Genomic DNA, 18,277 nt, shown 5'->3' with positions numbered 1-18,277 from the left:
CGATACAGAGCTCAAGACAGGAGAACCCCCATGCGATTCGTGCCCATTGCCGCCCTTGCCCTAAGCGTCCTCAGCGTCACGGGCTGCACCCGTTGGTCGATGAACCATCATTTGAATAACGCCTACAGCGCGTACGATCGCGGCAATTGCGAGCAGGTGATGCTCGAACTGTCGAAAGTCGAACGCTCCAGCCGTGCGCGGCCTTATGTGTGGCCGGAAGTGTCGATGATGCGCGGCCAGTGCCTGGAACGGCAGAAGCTGTTCATCGATGCGGCGCAGACGTACCAGTACATCATCGCGTCCTACCCGCAAAGCGAATACGCCTACCGCGCCCGCGCGCGACTGGAAACCTTGCAGAGCCTGGGCCATTACCCGATGCGCAGTGCCGCGGCCGTGCGCCCGACGCGGTTCTGATTGCAGCGGTCATGCAACGGCTGGCCGCCCGGCGGTGGTGAGCTATAGTCGAAGAGATCGGTTTTAGAGCCTTGCCTCTAGACCGAGGTCATACCTGTGATCGGCAGCAGTAAGCGTCAGCGGTTTCATGGACTGACGCACCGGGATCGGGGAGAGCGCGCCAGGCTTTTTCAACAAGAGCAATAACAGGCACGTTCCGAAGCATTAGTGCGGCCCTGCTTAAGGGCCTTGCTGGGCCATTGCGCATGTTTACCGACCGCCGGATCGAGCGGCATCAACTGCCGTATTTTCTGAAAGTGTTCAACAGCGTCACCGACAAACCCATCGGCTTTCTGGGCAATGTGTCCGCCGACGGGCTGATGCTCATCAGCCAGTTGCCCATGATGGTGGGCGTCGACTTTGCCCTGCGTGTGAAAATCCCCACCCACGACAACTGCCAACAGGTGATTGACCTGACGGCGTGTTGCCTGTGGTGCCATGAAGACGAAACCCCCCACCATTACGACGCCGGGTTCAGCCTGCAACGGGCGCCGCCGGAGTATGGGCAATTGGTGGAGGCGTTGACGCAGTACTTCAGTTTTCAGCCGTTGCCTGCATCTGCCTGAAACCTTGCGGTGCTTTCACCACCGCTATCGCGAGCAAGCTCGCTCCCACAGTCTCTGGCGTTGTTCACAAAACGTGTGTTCACCGCTGAACCCTGTGGGAGCGGGCTTGCCCGCGAAGGCGTCAGATCAGGCGCCAGATATCTAAAGCTCAGGTCACCTTGATCGCCTTCTCGTTATCCAGCGACCGCTCCACCAGCATCAACCCCAACTCACTCATCCGGTAAATCGCCATCGCCAGATGCCGCGGCTTGTCCTCCAGGCTGTCCGCCAGGTCGAGCAGCAACGTGCTGACCGTGGAAAAGGTCTCGTAGGTCTCGATGTTCAACGCTTCAGGATTGGCATCGGCGACAACGGTGAACATTTTCATGGCGCGGTCCTGGGAAGAGCGAAGGGATTCGACGTCGGGTTTGAGGTAATGGTCCAGCGCCTTGTCGGCGGCGGCGTGGAGCTTTCTTGAATCGAGGGTGGCGTAGGGGGAAACCGGGTCGGTTTCGGGGGGATTGGGTGTTGCTTTGAACATGATCGATCTCCGTTATGGGGCCACAACCGTCTCGCGACTAAACGGAGGGTGGCGGCTGGACGCAGGTTAGTCGACCGGCGGAGATACGAATTCCGGCGCGCCCTAAGGCGCCCTGCGAACAGCCACCATCAAGTGCGGGGATAGGGAGTACCCGACTGGATGACGCTTATACACATGTATCGAACCGCCGGGCGACTAAACCCGATCGCTGATTGGCAGCGACGCGGATCAAGTTACGGGGCAAGGCCAAGGCGCACAAGCCGGCGGATTCTGGCGGATGTGTAGTCCGTTGCGCAAGGCGCTGTAGTCACTTGGCGAGGGCCTGAAAAATCAGGACGAAGCGCGCCTCGACGGGCGTGCCGTTCGTCGGAACTGTCAGATTTTACAGGTAGGCAAGACTAGGCGTCTGGCCTACACAGTAATGCACTGGATGGGTAACGGCTGCGCTGAAGATTAAGGGGTGAGCATGAAAGACGATCAAGACAACACCGGTGACTCGAAGGACCATGACCGCTCGGTTGATGCGATGGTTCCGGTTCAAGCAACTGATGAAAATGGTGTGCTTTTCAGTTTTGGTTTGTTTCCGGTTAACGTTATTTATAGTTCGAGATCTGCGGTGGAGATTACTGCTAATAATACTGGTTTGTATTCCGTTAGTATTAAATATTATGCGGGAGGGGTGAGTTCCTCTGTAGTGTTAGAACACCTTATGACCGGTCCTGGCTCAACCGCCTTTGCTTATAATTTTCCTGGATATAATGGGAGGACGGGGTATTTTGAACTGATTGCAAAACAGATAATGGGTGGAGAGTTTCGCAAAAACTATCACATTTTCATGAGTGATTTGCCCGATATCGATGACCTATCAGTCTTTACCAATACCATTACAGGATCGGGTGGCGATGCCACTACACTCAGACTTATTACGCCGCACGGCACTCATACCTTCAGCGACAATTTTACGTCTTCTGGTAATAGATGGTCGACCCCTCTGCGTTCGTGGGTAAACCCAGGGAAGTACACCATGCATGCTGAGCAAAGCGTCCCCGGCTATTCCCCCCGGTATTCTATCGGGCGTGAATTTCTCTACCTCACCTACCCAAAAGTCGATACTCCCGCAAATAACGGAGTTGTAAAGCTTAGCTCGCAAGTGCCAGTTAGCGGTACTTGGGGAGCAGATGGTCAACCCATTCAAGTCATGAATGAAGGCAGGACAGTTCAGTTTGGCAGAGTCAATGCAACCACCAGCGGTGCTTGGGGAATAACGTTTAATGCCAATGCTCAATACCCTAAAGGAGGTTCGCAAGTTCTAAATGTGCGGCACGTCAATTCAGACAATGCTGCCTGGACGCAAGTGAGAGTATTTTTCCTGGCCCCTCCGACTATCGATCCCAAGTCGGTAGAGACAGAAATGAACGCCCGCATCGAGGGGGCGGGGCATACCGATATTTCTGGGCATAGCGTAGATGTATACTACGACCTTTTGGAAGGACGGATTGGCGCTGGGTGGGTTGTAAATGGCAGATGGTTTGCGGACGTTCAGTTTTCGAAACCTGGTCCCAATGTGCTTACAGCGGTACAGCTCTACGGCGGAGTGGAATCCGAACGTGCCGCACGGAGTGTTGTTTATGTCAAGCCGCCACAGCCTACTCTCAAATTCCAGCTCGTCGGGGATCGTGTAGAGCTGCACGGCACCGGGTATAAAGATGCCCTAATGGACGTTCATTTTCACGGCAATAACGTTCCCTTCCTTGATGCAACGGTCAATTCCGGCATTTGGCGTGTGGCGATCCCGGACAGTGCTGTGCCCGGTAATTCCAGTTTTACCGGTCGACAAAGCGTCTCCAATGGTGGCTCTGGGCGTATTTTCAGCACCGATTGGGTCGCTCCCATTTCAGTCAATATCCCCACCCCCAAGCCGAGTGTCCGGACTCCCACTGTCAGCGGCCTGGATGTAACTTTTACCGGAACAGGCCATCAGTGGAGCACTTACACAGTTCAGGTCGTCATTTTCAAGAACAGAGGAGTGACGGAAGCGGACGCGCTGCGGAAGGTCACCGTGTCGCCAACACGTGACTGGGCGGAGACTGTAACTCTGCCGCCCGGTAGTTATCAAACACTGCACGCCCGGCAATGGGTGAACTCTCAATATTCCGATCCTGTAGCCTTGTCTTCAGTGGTTGTGCGCTCACCGCCACCCATACTGGAAAAGCCCGAACCCGGTGCCATCGTCGGGCAGACTCCGCAATTTATCGGCAGCGCCTATAAAGGATCCAAAGTCACCTTTTCCATCCCCGGAATACTTCCCTTCGATACTATAGCGACGACCTTAGGCACGTTTAATGTTCCTGCTAAACAAGAACTGCCCCCAGGCACTTACACCATGACAGTAAAAGCGGAATTTGGGGGGCAGACATCCGATGCGGTCACTCTAATGTTTACGGCAAAAACGCCGATACCGGTGATCACCGTGCCCGATGACGGGGTGTACGATCCCATTCCAACCATTACTGGCAAAGGTTATAAACACTGTTGGGTGGTTATTCGTTTGGCTGGCAATGATGTTGAATTGGGGCGCGGGCCAGTGGACCAGGATGGCAATTGGAAGGTGAAGTTGCCTGAACAACCGTTGGAGAAGTTACTCATTTATGCCGTTCAGTTTGAAACTCAGAACAGCCCTAATAAATCCGATGCGACCGCGGCGGTGACGGTGAACATTCAATTACGCGCCCCCAACCTGTTGGTGCCTCTACACAACGGGAGACCGGAGCGCACGTCGCAGTTTTCGGGCAAGGCGCTGGAGGGCAGCACGGTAGAGCTGTGGATCAAAGGTCAAAGCGAGCCGTTCATGAAAAATATTCCGGTGAATCCGGGTGGCGACTGGGATGCAAAGGTTTCCCTGCCGGCCGGCCCGCTGACACTGGAAGTTTCTGTTCGCTACAGGGGCTCTTCCAGTGCCAAGACCGAGCGTGTCGTGACCGTGGTACCGCATGTGCCGAAGATCGATACCCCCCGAGAGGGCGGCCCCGTAGGCGCCATGCTGAGTATTAGCGGTTTCGGTTTTGCGGGCGACGACATCCTTGTCCACAGGCGTACTCATCTTGCACACTTGGCTACCGTGGAGGTTACGGACGAGGGCACCTGGTCAGCCTCTGTCAGGCATAACATGGTTGACGGTGACGCTATCACTGCCATGGCGCGGGCGGGGGCGGGGCTGGATTCCAAGGATTCCATTGCTCTTCTTTCTGCCCTGCTCAAACCACCCCCTCGAATCATCGAACCGCAGCCTGGCGACTGGACCGGCGTCAGACCTCTGTACAGTGGGCTGGCAGAACCCGGCGCGACGATCACCGTGGCCTTATGGTTTGACGCCGACAGCCTGCTGGCCGAACCCACGGTGGCTGATGAAAATGGGCGATGGTCCGTGCGGGGAAACAAAGACCTGACCGAAGGCGCAGCTTGGGTGGTCATACGCCAAACCCTGGAGGGTACCCTTTCCGAGTGGGGCGAGAGCGGACGCTTTATGGTGGAGCGAATGCCTAACGCCTTTGAAGCGCCGACAGTGACCTTTCCGCTCATGGGGCAAGAGGTCGGGCGATGGCCGATGTTCGAAGGGCGCGGCGTGCCGGGGGCTGAAGTCATCATCTACAAGAAAGGTGAAGTCAACACTATATTGGGCCGTGCATGGATCGATCGACAAGGTGCATGGGCAGTGCGGTCGCTGATCGAATTGGCGGTAGGGGACAACTTCGAGTGTTCGGTGCATCAAACCCGCGATGGTGTGATTTCGAAGTGGTTAACGCCCGATCGTATGTTCAATGTGATTCAGGTTCCCTCTAGACTCGAAGTACCGATCATCGACACGCCGATAGACGATCCATTGCAACAACTCGAACAGCAGCCAGTGTTCTCCGGGAGAGGCATTCCTGGTGCTGAGGTGAGCGTGTATATATTTGGCCCCAACGAGAAAGAACTCACCACGAGGGTGAATGCACAAGGTAATTGGAGCGTTCGCACCGAATTTGTGCTGCCGGTAGGTCAGTACTCCATCGATGCTAAACAAAGCATGGACGGCAGTCCGTCGCCCCTGACGGCTCGAGTGCATTTCACGGTCGCCGAAAAACTCGAGTTACCAGTAATCGCCAGTCCGGCTACAGGCGCGCATATATCACCTTATGGGGTGATAGAAGGCACGGCATTGCCGGGCACGACTGTCCGGCTGGTTCGAGGGGGAAATCCGAACGTCACATGGGGCCAGGGTGTTGCCGATGCACAAGGTAAGTGGCTGATTGTGCTTCAAGGGCTGCCGGTGGGAAATTTCCAGCTCACGGGGGAAGGCACAAAGGACCAGATGCGAGCCCGGTGGATGACCGCTCTTGAATTGAAGGTAATCAATGCCGGCTAACACCACGGCGTATTAATACTGGCCCTCCCTGTGAGGGCCATTTTTTTGTTTATTCCTACGCCATTCATACTTCGCCAATTCCGACGGGCGGTCATAAAACCTGTCAGATCTGACAGTAGACCTTCTCGCGCAGTCAGCGCTAAATCAGCTGGACGATCATCAGGGCAAACTCGCTGACCAGGTTCAGCGTTCGTTTTGTCTGACGAGGAATAGCGCAATGACTGCATTTGACAACCTACCAAGTGACGGCCTCCCGATTCATCAGTTGGTCAAGACTGTGCTGGGCGAACAACGCCTTGGCGTGTTCACTCGTCTGAACGAACACATAGCGCAAAATACCAGCGTGTTTGAATTGATCAAACTGGGACGTGATGAGTTGCAGGCGCTCGGCTTGAGTCGGGAAGAAGCCCAAACGTTGCTGGCACGTGGCAGGGCGTTGGCGAACTACATGGCCAGGGTTTATCGCGAGCAGGGTTTGCGCGCAGCGCCATCGTCAGGCGATGAAAAAGCACTGGTGCCGTTGCCCACGTTCAAGAACCTGTTCAACCCCAATACCGACGGCAGCGCCCCGGTAGGCAGTAATGAAAACCGCGCGTCGACCACCGCCTATATGGTGGCCCTGGCGGAGTGGGTGCGAGACAAGATTGTGCCGCAAGGCAGCAGCGAGGCAATACCGTTGCAGACGCGTCGCCCGGATGTGCCCAAGATGCTCATCGACCACATGGCGGTCAACCAGGAGCAGTCCAGGCTGGCGATGGTTAACGCGGTGCTCGAAGCGCAGATCAAGGCCAAGCTGAATATAACGGACGTCAAGGCCTACCTTCGCACCCTCCGTTATAACAATGGCCTGCCCTACGATCATGATTTTGCAAGTATCAGCCATGTCATCCAGGCTGTCCTGAAAGACAGGTCATTGGGGGAAGTGATTCGCCTTGTTGACCGCAGTTATCCTTATTTCAAGAATCCGGGCGCCGTTGGGGATCGCTCGAATGTTGCCTTTCAATCGAGCATCGGTCTCGGGCCGCTTCAGCTACGGCTGCTCCTGGAGTCTCCCTACTTCCCGTCGACTGCCGAGCAGGCCAAGGCGTGCCTGCGCAGGGTGGATCCTCTGACCCGGTTGGTCGATCCGGATCCAAAAAAATCCGCCGAAGACTTTTATCGAGACAATTTCGGCCAGCTGGGAGTGGCGCTGGCCAGTCTGCGGATGCTTTGGATCTTCGCTGAAGTAACACGCCTTGACCAGCGCGGGGTCGAATCATTACTGGGGCTTGGTACCTTTACCCCCAAGCTCTCTGCCAACGCGCCCGCCATTGGTAACCCGGATGTTCCTGCGACGGGCGTCCTGTCGGGGGCCAGGTATGTCCATGGCGGGGAAGGGCCTGCGATCGAGTTGCAAAGAACCGGCATCTCGGGCCAGATGCGCTTGCACAATATTGGGGAAGATGACTCTGAATCATCGCAGCTGCAGCACCGCGTTGATCGCCTCAACCGCAAGTGTCGTCTGGACCGCATGCTGCAATTACAAAGCGATGAAACCGATGAATTGATTGATGCCGCGACACAGGCCGAATACCGTGGAACGGGGGAGGGCTCACTGTGGATCAGGACGAATACCCTGCGCTGCCTGGGGTTGTTCAAGATGTTGAACAGCCTGTACGGCTGCAAGGCCGAACAGTTCGCCGCGCTCATCAATGTGCTGTCGGTGTACGGTCGAGATGGCCAACTGTCGCACTTCGACCGCGTCTACAACCGGCACACAATGTATGGCGAGCCGTTGCGCATCGATGACAAAGAGTTTGCGATCGTACCGCTGACCAAAGCCGACGAAGAGACGGTGCATCAGATTTGCAGCGCTCTGGAAATCAACTTCGAGACCTACCGCTTCCTGGCGATGGTGATCGCCAGGGCCTATGGCCTCAAGACCCACTTGAAACGCAGCCAGGCAATTTTTTCCAGTTTCTGGCGGTTAGTGTGGCTGGCACGGTTGCTCAAACTGACAGCCATCGAATCGACAGCGCTGCTGCAGACACTGAGCAATGGCGAAGGCCTTGTAGGGCAGTTGGCTGGAGAGCCTGCGGTGTCCAGTCATGGGGCGGGCGATGGCGCGGATGCCTTGAGTGCGATACACGCATTGATGACGTGTTCGGACTGGTTGAAAGAGTACGGCTTGTCAGTCCTGTGGACAGTGGAAAACGTGAACCCCGTCTATGTTCCTGCCGTGTGGTCCGAGGCTCAGGAGCAGTTCTTGCGCAAATTGCGCAGTCAGGTACTGCCGGTGTTGGTGCTGCAAGCCACACTGCTTGAGGAAGGCGCACCGTTGCGTGACAGCAGCCAGGTGCTCATCGACTGGATGCAGCGCTTGAACAGACTGGTGGGCCACCACGGGGTGGTGATCGGGCGTCATGACCAGACCGAAACGCAGTATCTGGAGTATATCCGTGTAGAAATCGAGAGAGTCGTGTGCGAGGTCCTTGGGAGCAACGCGGGTGACACTGAACGCGAGCGCCTGCAGAGCATCATCAGCGTGATTGTGCTTCGATGCCGGGACGAACAGCGAGTGGTGGTAGAAGAAGGCCTTTCGGTTTACCTGAAACTGGATTCATTGCTGACGGCGCAGGTGCTGTCCTGGGCTGAGGGGCATCCGTATGACTTTCTGGACAAGGCCCTGTCGTTGTCGCCAGATCAACCGTCACTGGCACGGCAGGTTCTCCGGGAGCCTGACGAGTTCTTGAACATGTTGGCAGAGCTGGAGCGACGCGGCCGGATTGCCGACAAACTGGGCTTGACGCCGCAAATGCTCCAGACACTCCTGACGGATGAACAGTATCAATGGTTCAGTCTCGAGAGCCCCTACGAGATTTCGATCCAGTCGGTGTACTACCTGGCGTTTTACCGTCGAATGATTACCGAGGCCCGGCAGCCCGAAGAAAAAATGCTCGACTACCTGCGTCAGGTCAACCTGTTGCCCGACGACTTGAGTCCCGACGCGTTGCAGCTGATTCGTGATGCCGCCGCCAGCAAGCTGGCCGCTTTTTTTGGCTGCGGGATCAAGCATGTGTTGACCTGCGCCGAACACATCAGCCAGGTAAGCGAGGACGGTGACCGTCGTGGCTGGCCGATTTTGTGCACACTGGAACACCTTGATTTGTTGAGCCGAACCCTGGAACTCGCCAAGAAAGGGATGGACACGACCGCTGCGTTTGGGTTGGGCAAACTGAAGTCTCTGGATCAGGAGCCGGAATACGCCGGCGCCGCAAAAAATGCTCTGGATAGCCTGGCTCGATTCACCAACTTGACCACCCCGCCAGATTCGGCTGAAGTGGGTCAGAGCATCACCACCCGTTGTGTGGTTGACAGCCCGAAACTGATCGCGAGGGTGTCCCAGGAAGTCGCGGAGTTCGAGCTCATTCTGCTGGACTTTTACGGTAATCCGCTCAAGGGGGTCGTCGTTTACTGGAAGACCGACCTGGGGGCCATCCTCAATCCTGAAACCAAAACCGATGATCAGGGGCGGACCTGGGCGCTATTACAGGCAGGGTGGTCGGTTGGCACTGCTCATGTTTCATACTATCTGCCACTGCACGAGCCGATTTACGCCCCCTCGGTACTGATTGGCTGTGATGAAGCGACCCTGTATTTCTCTTCGGAGCTGGTGTCGCCACTGCCTGAACACTCGCTGCTGGCAGGTCACCTGTCGGTGCAAGAGGCTTGGGCTGAACTACGGGATCTATATGGGAACAAGGGCATGCACCGACAGGTTGCCTGGTCCACGACTCATGGCGAAATCCGGCCTGCAGACCCGCGAACGGACAGAGACGGCATTACCCGCGTGTGGATATCCAGCCTGAGCCCGGGCGAGGCTACCATTTCCGTACTTGACGTAGAAAGTGGCACCAGCATTGATTTCAACGGCAGCATCAAATTTGCCGACAAGCCGCGAATTCTCGATAAGCCCGAGGCTGTAACGGTGGCCATGGTCGGTCAATTGTTGACAATGCGCTGCAAGGTGGTCGGACTTGATGGCAGTCCCGTCGCAGAAGAGTCGGTGATCTGGTGGACGAGTGTCGATGAGGCAAAAACCGAACAACCCAGTGATCAAAACGGGTTTTCCAGTTTTTCTGTAACCCCATTGTCAATCGGCTATCTGACGATCTACGCGCAGCTGGGCAACGACCTTGTTATCGAGCAGGTGCAGGCGCAGGTGCGGGTGCAGAATAGTGCCATGATCCAGAACCATTCGGCTGACTTCAAGTATCCGATTGTTGGTGACCCGAAGCCGATCTGGTTCTGGGTAGATGTGAGGGCAACGATAGCTCCGACGTCGTCGCCGGTACCCAATTATCCGGTCACGTGGAAATGCGTCCCGCAACCAGACTTCACTGCACGCGAAAGTGTAACCATTGCAACGGACGCGCAAGGTCGGTCGGCGTACCCGTTCAACGCAAGTATCGCTGGCGAGTTCAAGGTAACCGCTCAGTTGGAACTCCATCCGGCTGAGCTCGAAGCCTTCACAGTGAAGGCCATTCCCGCCATTGGCTGGAAAATCGAGTTTGTATCCGGCAGCCATCGAGCAACATTTGATCCTGCTATAGACAAGCTCACCTTGCTCAGAAATGGCAACTACAGCCTTGAAATAACGCCCCTCGAGACCGGTCTGGTGGGCAGCAAAGGCGCAGTGGGCTGGGGTTCCGTTTATACCACTCAGGCGCTGGGGATGGTTTTCAACCCGCCTCTGGCCACGCGCTTTACCTTCGAACCGAACGCGCCTTTCATCCTGAACATCGCCACCGGTGACATCAGAAACGGCCTTTTCGAATTGAGCCTGGTCTGTGACCGGCTGAGTCAGGCCCTGGTGTTCAGGGGTGAATTGCTCAAGCGCCTCCCCACTCGACGGCCAGCGTCTTCATGACGGATTGATTGTCTGCACACCACCTGCCCACACCGTGTGTTGGCAGGTGGGGTCATCACGCAGCGACAGGAAAGGACACCCATGGAAAATCTCGAAATCAATGAACTGACGCAAGGTTACACCGCGGCGATGGTGGAGGCGTATCTGGGGCAGGCACTCTGGGAGGGCGCAATTACGCTGCACACCCTTGATGAACTGTGGGAGTACCTGATGATGGACACCCAGGACAGCGCTGAATTGCAGGCGACCTGGCTTTCCACCAACGTGCGCTGTCTGCAGCAACATATCCAGTCGGTCTACAGCGGCATGGAACCGGGGTACGAAGAAGCCTATTTTGACGAAGAGGACCTCGAGTACTGGTACCAGATTCTGAGTCACTACAGCACTTGGTCCGCGAACGTCATTCTTCAAGACATGGCGGCCAATTACATTGAGCCTTCACTTCGCCTGAATAAAACCGACCTGTTCCGGACGCTGGAAAACAGCCTGCAGCACATGCGCCTGACAACCGATTCGGTGCAGAAGGGTTTGATGGAGTTTGTCCAGGCCTTCCAGAGTATCTGTGATCTTGATGTGATCAGCGCCTACATCGACGGCGCGAACATGCAGGATGCGGTTTACTGTCTGCTCGGGAAGGAGCGAACATCGCCCGGTGCCTATTATTGGCGCACGGTGAAAGTCGAGCTGGACAACAACAGCCCAAGGATCAACCCCTTGGCCTGGAAAGAATGGCAAAAAATCGATTTGGCTATCACCGACAAAGTGATCGATATCCGCCCTGTTTATTGGGGGGGGCGCCTCACCATCGTCTGGTGTGAATGGCGTGAACGGCAAATTGATTCAAACGGCGTAGTGCAGAGCCCTTGGAGGTTAGAGCTCAAAGTGTCCTTCAGTTCACTGAACGGTCAATGGTCGGCCCCTGTTTCACTGTATCAGCGTGACTGCGAGCACGATGTTTCCAATGGCCGGCTGACGGTCTCGTCGCTGGGTGACGGTGACCCGCGTGATGATCTGTTGGCCGTTTGCTATACCAACCGTCACTCCCTTGACTCCACTCCTTCGTACCATGAAATAGAGATTCATGAGATCCGCGATGCCTTGCTTCGCGAAGTGAATGAAGTCAATGCGACCGCGACATTGCTGGAAATGACGTTTGCGCGCTTCAGGAATCCGCAGAGCCTGCAGCAAAAGGTGGTACCTGAGGATTACTCGAAAGTCACCATTGAAATCAGCCCGCAGAAAACAGGCTCACTAAACGCACATCTAGTGCTGGACGTCATCCATACCCGCGAAATCGGCCCGAATAATAATCACCGTGAGGTGCTCAGGGTACGGGGGCGCTGCGATGCCGTGGAGGAAACCGGCCGTGTTCTGGAGCGTTTGTTTATCAGCTGGAACGCGCTGGCAGCCGATCAATCCGTTGATATCAGGATCGTCGAGGCCGGCGAGAGGCAGCTCAAGATTACGTTCACTGCGCAAGATAAACCGGTGCAGGTTTATAAACTGGAACGCAAAGAGGGGCTGATCAAGGAAACGATCCATTCATTTACTGCGGACGATTTCGAGGAAACGTCTGTCGGTGCCGGGGTCTGGGTGGCAACCGCTGTCGTCACGCTGAACGACGTATCGTTAAAGTATCTGCTTGGAAAAAACCATGACGAAATTCTGGCGGGCGCCGGTTTGTCGGTCACCACGTTGGGTGATGCAGTACTCAATGAGCAAAATGTGGTGGTGCCACGAATCCAGTACGCCACCGTCAACTTCTCGCTCAAATTAACGACTCGAGATCCGACAGATGTAGAAGACTGGAGATCGACCGGCCCTCTGGACGGTACATTTGCAACCCCATGGCGTACCTACACCCGGTCGATTGCATCGTTCGACAGAAAAAGCTTTCCCATCCACGAGCCTATTAAATTTACATTTGGTGAGGAAAGCACACCGTCCAGTTATGGGCGCAATACATTCGCCGTGAGCCTTCACGAAAGCCCTCGTTTATACACGACGCCTTCCATCGACAAAAACAACCTCAAGGGCGCGCAATTCCTGATTTTCAACAACGCGACCCAGGCGCTCAAATTTGTACGGTTGAACACCCTTTTCGGCGCCGTGCTTATCAGTCGCGCCGCCATCTCGGTTGACGCGTTGCTGGCCTGGGTGACCCAGCATATCGAGGAGCCTCTCGGGCCGGACGAGACGATCGAGAAAAATGGTCCGTTCGACGGGTGCAACGGGCGGTATTTCTGGGAACTGTTTTTCCACTTGCCCGATCTGGTGGGCTCACGCCTGATGGAGGAGGGGCGTCACCGTGAAGCGCAAGACTGGTTCGAATACATCTTTAACCCGTTGGCACGCGAGATCACGGCTGTTGTAAATCAAGCCCCGAATGAAATCCCGGCACCCGCCTACTGGCGTTGCCGCCCCCTTCAAAATGACATCGATCCAGCGTATGAAAACGATGGCCCGAATGACCCCGACAAGATCGGTTATTCCGCGCCGATTCACTTCAAGATGGCCATCTTCATGCGTTATGTGCAGAACCTGATCTCCTGGGGGGACGCTCTGTATCGGCATCTGGATTACGACAGCATGGTGGCGGCCAAGCTGAATTACAGCAGGGCATTGTCGCTGATGGGCAGTGAGCCGGATGCTCGCACCGTCAGTATCTGGAAGCCCATGACACTAGAGGAGTTGATGGCGCAGATTCGCGGGCGCGATCAGCTCAAGGATTTTGAAGCAAACTTCCGGGTCAGCCTTGCCGAGGTGCCCACCAGCATGAAAACGACACCGCGTTTCGGTTTGCTGGGGGCGGACGTGTTCCTTCCCGGGATCAACCCAAAACCCAAAGCGATGCGGACCCTGCTCAATTCGCGGTTGACCAACTTGCGTAACAATCGATCGATCGATGGTCAACCTCTGAACATCAGGGATTTCGCTCTGCCCATGGATCCGAAGGATCTGTTGCTCGCGCAAGCCAATGCAAACTCCGGCTTGCCGCGCAATCCGGGTGGGCAGGTGCAGGTGGTGCCGTATAAATGGCAAACCGTTTACAACCTTGCGTTGCAGTGCGTTGAATTCCTGATACAGCAAGAGGACCAGCTCAGATCCTGGCTGGAAAAGCGCGATCAGGGGACGCTGGAAGAGTTGATGCAAGGTCATGTGATCGAGCTTGAGGAATACGCCAAGGCGATACATGAAGCGACAATTGCCCAGCACGAGGCGTTGGCGGCGTCGTTGAGGCAAAGCGAGAGCATGCTCGATGCCAGAGCGCAGCATTATAAAAGACTGTCTACCGAAAGGGTCTGGGACGCTGAGCGCTCCGTTCAGGAGAAAAACCGGACGGCTGGACATATAGCCATGGGGGCCAGCGTATTTCGGTCGTTGAGCGGGGTACTGAGAACATTTCCCAAAGTCTTCGGGATGGCCAATGGCGGTGGGGATGTCAGTGGCCCCACGAGTGCATTGGCTGAAATCATTCTGATAGGAGCAGACCTCCTGAGGCTTCAAGCCGCGGAAGACGATGTCAACGTGCAGCATCGGCGGCGGCAACAGGAATGGGAGTTTGCTCTCGACCAGTCGATCGCTGAGGTTAGTGTGGTGCGTGAGCAACTCCGGGCCCAGGAACATGCGGTCAGCGCCGCCCTTGCCAGCTTGCAGCAGACGCAAATGGCCAACGCCCAGGCCAGGGAGGTGTACGCGTTCTACAAAAATCGCAGCACCGGCCTGGAATTGAGTAACTGGGTCGTCGGGCAAGTCAAGACCTTGATCTACCAGCTTTACGATTTGGCCGTGGGCCTGTGCCTGATGGCTGAAACCTGTTGGCACTATGAAATGGCCGATTACAACCCCCGGTTTATCCGCCCCGATGTCTGGCGGGATTCCTGTCATGGGTTCACTGCCGGCTTCTCGTTGAAGCTGGATCTGCTGAAGATGGCGACCGCCCGGATCAAGCGCGATGAGCACAGGTTGCAATTGGTCAAGACGATTTCACTTAAAAACCTGTCGACCGAGGCGGATTGGGATGACTTCATCGCTGATGGAACGCTGACATTCAACCTCAACGAAAAACTGTTCAATCTGGATTACCCGGGTCACTACTGCCGCCAGGTCAAGCGCTTGTCTTTGACATTTCCCGGCCTGCTGGGCCCGTACCAGAATATGTGTGCCGTACTGGTTCAGATCAGTAGCGCGACAATTCTTGAACCTGATATTGACGCCGTCAAATACCTGCACAGTGAGGGTACGTCCACCCCTCCAGCGGGAAATACGTTGGTGCAGAACCTGCGTCCTTATCAGCAAGTCGCACTGTCCAGTGGACTGTTCGACGAGGGTGCTCCCGACAACGCCGATGATGGCCGCTACAGGTCTTTTGAAGGGACTGGCGCCCATGCCAGGTATGTCTTGACGTTCCCCAGGGCTGAGAAAAGTAGTACGCAAAAAGATTTTCTGAGATCGATGACGGACGTCATCATGACGGTGGAGTATCAAGCCAAAGATGGCGGACGGGAGTTCGGCACAAAAGTTGAGGAAACGCTTGAATCTGACACCGGCATGCGTGTAATGGCCGGCAAGGCAACGCCCGAAGGGAAATCGCAACCATGAAAAAGGAGAATGTTAAGGCCAGGCATAATTTTTTCGTCAATGGCGATTTCACCAACAGCCTGCAAGGTTGGGTCATAAATGACAGGCTGAAGGTCACTCGGCAGACGGGAAGGTGGGAGGGCCAGACGATCGGATTTTTGTACGCCGTCAATAAAGGTACCGCCAAGCAGGAAGTCGAGTTGGCCTTGTTGCCGCGCCCGACGCTCGGCCGTGCCGACTATAAGGTGTTCTTCCTCTACGAGGCGATTTACGGGGCCGAATGTACCGTGCGGATTACTCCCGGTCTCGGTGGGGAGCTCGATTATCCCCTTTTGCCTTCGCTCAAGGTCGAAACAGATCAGGAGCCCGATCCCGATGCGCCACTGGCAGACCCGGAGTTCAGAGCGTTCGAGGAGATGATCGCGCTGGACCCTCAGGAAAGTACCGTCACGTTCGAATTCATCACTCCGAAGAACGACGATATAGGCTCGCCACGTGGACTGCGAGTTGCCTTCGTGCGCCTGGAGTTGTTGCTGGAGCCTTTGACGCTGGATAGCGTGACCATTGACCAAAAGGTATTAGCTCCCGATGAGCAGATTCGCCTGTGCTTTGGCGCGCAGTACGCCCATAGCGTCACATTACAACTGGCGACTGGCAGCGTTTGGCGGGGCACCGCGGCAAGTTGGCTGGTGGAAAATGAGGTAGTTGATCCTAAGGACATGCTTCAGGCTCAGCCCTCCTGGGGGCAGGAACAAAGCATCGATGCGCCATGGCAAATCGGCTGCGCCCCGGTTGATGAAGATACACAGATCCACCATAACTTGATGGTTCGCAGTCAGTACACCGCCGACACTTATCTGCTGAACGCTGTCTCGGGGCATTTCAAGCTTGATGTCGTCCTGCTGCAGGAGCCCACTTACTACCCAGTGATCGGCCTCAACCAAAGTGTGGAGCTGCGCGTGCGGGTGGAATCCCATTACACACGAAGAGCCATGGCCAATCGTGAGGTCACCTGGACGCTCTTGGGCTCCAGACCCGAAGACGATATCGTGTTGCTCAAAGTGCCTTCGGACGCGAATGGAGAAGCCACTTACACCTACACCCCGGATGTAGAGGGCGGGTATGAAATTGTTGCTTCCGTCGACAGCCATTATCAAGGGGGCAAGTATGCTTTCCAGGGGGTCGCCCTGCAGGACGATCCGTGGCTCACAACTAAGTTTTCACTGGATTCACTGACTCCGTTTATCTGGGGAAGCAAAGACGCCTATCCCTGCCGTGGTGATACGCATGCGGTGAAGTTAGCGTTCGACAACATTGACGCATTGGTCGGGACCGAGCTGAAGCTGGAATGGTCGGGGAACGACACGCCCGGCGGGCTCGGTGTGGAGTTCACCCCTGAGCTCGACACATGGAACATCATTCGTGAGCCGGGCCTGACGTGGAGCATGTCGTGTGAAAACAGAAGAAACAGCGAATTCAGGTTCCGTGTCAGTTGTTCGAAACTGTTAGAGGCGTCTCCTTTCCAGACGCTGAAACTGGCGCATAACAAGTTGGCCGTCGAGGCGACGAGGGAGTCCACGAGATTCCCGGTGGTGGGAGGCCCTTCCATTCAGTTGGCCATTCAGATCGTGTCGACGGTACCTGGTGTGGGCGGTGTGTCGGAGGTCGATGTCAAGTGGACTCAAGGGACGGATACAGAGACCTTGCAGACGGGGGCTGAAGGCTGGTGTGAACGTCCGTTTGAGCCTCGCAAGGAAGGCCCTTTCGCGATAGAAGCTGAAGCGGTGAGCTTTTACGACTGCAGGGAAGTCAAACATACCTTCACGGGCACAGTGCTTGGGGAAGAGCCCTGGAGCGCATTGGCCACGGTGACATTGGCTGGCAAGCCTTCCGGAGATACCGGACTTGTCTGTATTCGCGACAAAGCTCCGGTAGCACTGCTGATCATGCCGATTGGCGAGGCGCTGGTGGATCAGGAAATCTCGCTGGAACTGGTGGGTGACAGGGAGGAGGATCTCGCTTTTCATGTTGACCCTCCGATGGCAGACAGGAGGAAATTAACCGAAGACGGGCTGGTCTGGCGCGTTCATTCAACTTCCGAGGTCAGCGCCCGTTTTCAACTGCGTGTGCTTCATGACCAGCTCCCGAATTATGAGCTGCCGGGGCTGCTTCTTTCATCAACGCTCGAGGGGGAGGGAGAACTCACTTTTGATGGGCGCACGTTGGAACCTGAGAGCACGCTCTATCCCTGCCTGGGCGCTTATCACAGGTTAAAGTTTGTCCCAAAACCTGCCAGCCCGCTGATTTCACTGATGGCAGCCGCGAAATGGAATGATCCGTCAGGCACTGTACTGGATCTGACGCTGGACCCAGCGGAAGGGGAAGAGCGAGCGCTAGGTTCCGTGGGCCTGGAATGGGCGCTGGATGCCTATCTCGGCAATGAATCTGGGCAGTCGGGTCTCTCACTGGACTTCGCTCAGGTAGCGTTGATTTATCCTCCGCTGCCCGTGTTGTTGGGACATAACCGAGTTGAGATTGCAGGCATACGTGAGGCCAGTTTTGATCCTGAGGTGGGCCAAACCGTCTTTTTGGAGCTCCAGGTCAAGTCCTATTACACCAAGCTGGCCGTTCAAAGTCTTGCCGTGAGCTTCGAGCACGGGGGCATTCCAGAGGTGGTGCGAACGGGCGCGACCGGTTGGGCAAGCTTCGCCTTTACAGCCACTCAACCGGGCAATGTAGTGGTGAAGACCACGGCGTCAAGTCCATACGATGGCGCAGATCTGTCTCACACCTTCCACATCAAGGTGCTGGCCGCTGTAGCCCGCCCCCTCTGATTCACCAAA

The 18,277-nt window shown here is 55.9% G+C and carries 7 protein-coding genes; 6 read left to right on the top strand and 1 reads right to left on the bottom strand.

The window, feature by feature from the left end; all coding sequences use genetic code 11:
• Positions 1-30 precede the first annotated feature (30 nt).
• On the top strand, positions 31-414 hold the full coding sequence (locus ACYZT6_RS20720; protein WP_462028430.1) for a tetratricopeptide repeat protein: 384 nt from the start codon (positions 31-33) through the stop codon (positions 412-414).
• A gap of 245 nt (positions 415-659) precedes the next feature.
• A complete protein-coding gene (locus tag ACYZT6_RS20715; RefSeq protein WP_462028429.1) occupies positions 660-1,019 on the top strand; it encodes a PilZ domain-containing protein in 360 nt (119 codons plus the stop codon).
• A gap of 148 nt (positions 1,020-1,167) precedes the next feature.
• Here ACYZT6_RS20715 and ACYZT6_RS20710 read toward each other — a convergent pair whose 3' ends face one another.
• Positions 1,168-1,539: a DUF6124 family protein gene (locus ACYZT6_RS20710; protein WP_462028428.1), complete on the bottom strand. Its 372-nt coding sequence runs from the start codon at positions 1,537-1,539 to the stop codon at positions 1,168-1,170.
• 466 nt (positions 1,540-2,005) lie between these two features.
• Between ACYZT6_RS20710 and ACYZT6_RS20705 the strand changes: the two genes are divergently transcribed.
• From ACYZT6_RS20705 to ACYZT6_RS20690, 4 genes are all read left to right on the top strand, one after another.
• Entirely contained in the window at positions 2,006-5,944 is a 3,939-nt protein-coding gene (locus ACYZT6_RS20705) for an Ig-like domain-containing protein (RefSeq protein ID WP_462028427.1), read from the top strand.
• A 475-nt stretch (positions 5,945-6,419) separates the two neighbouring features.
• Positions 6,420-10,853 (top strand): Tc toxin subunit A, encoded by a 4,434-nt coding sequence (locus ACYZT6_RS20700; protein WP_462028426.1) that lies wholly within the window; start codon positions 6,420-6,422, stop codon positions 10,851-10,853.
• 81 nt (positions 10,854-10,934) lie between these two features.
• Positions 10,935-15,455: a Tc toxin subunit A-related protein gene (locus tag ACYZT6_RS20695; RefSeq protein WP_462028425.1), complete on the top strand. Its 4,521-nt coding sequence runs from the start codon at positions 10,935-10,937 to the stop codon at positions 15,453-15,455.
• Complete coding sequence (locus tag ACYZT6_RS20690; protein WP_462028424.1) at positions 15,452-18,268, top strand: hypothetical protein; 2,817 nt, start codon at positions 15,452-15,454, stop codon at positions 18,266-18,268. The genes ACYZT6_RS20695 and ACYZT6_RS20690 overlap by 4 nt, the downstream gene beginning before the upstream one ends.
• Positions 18,269-18,277 lie beyond the last annotated feature (9 nt).

Source organism: Pseudomonas sp. RT6P73, from assembly GCF_054897715.1.
This window is presented reverse-complemented; position numbering and strand designations above follow the sequence as displayed.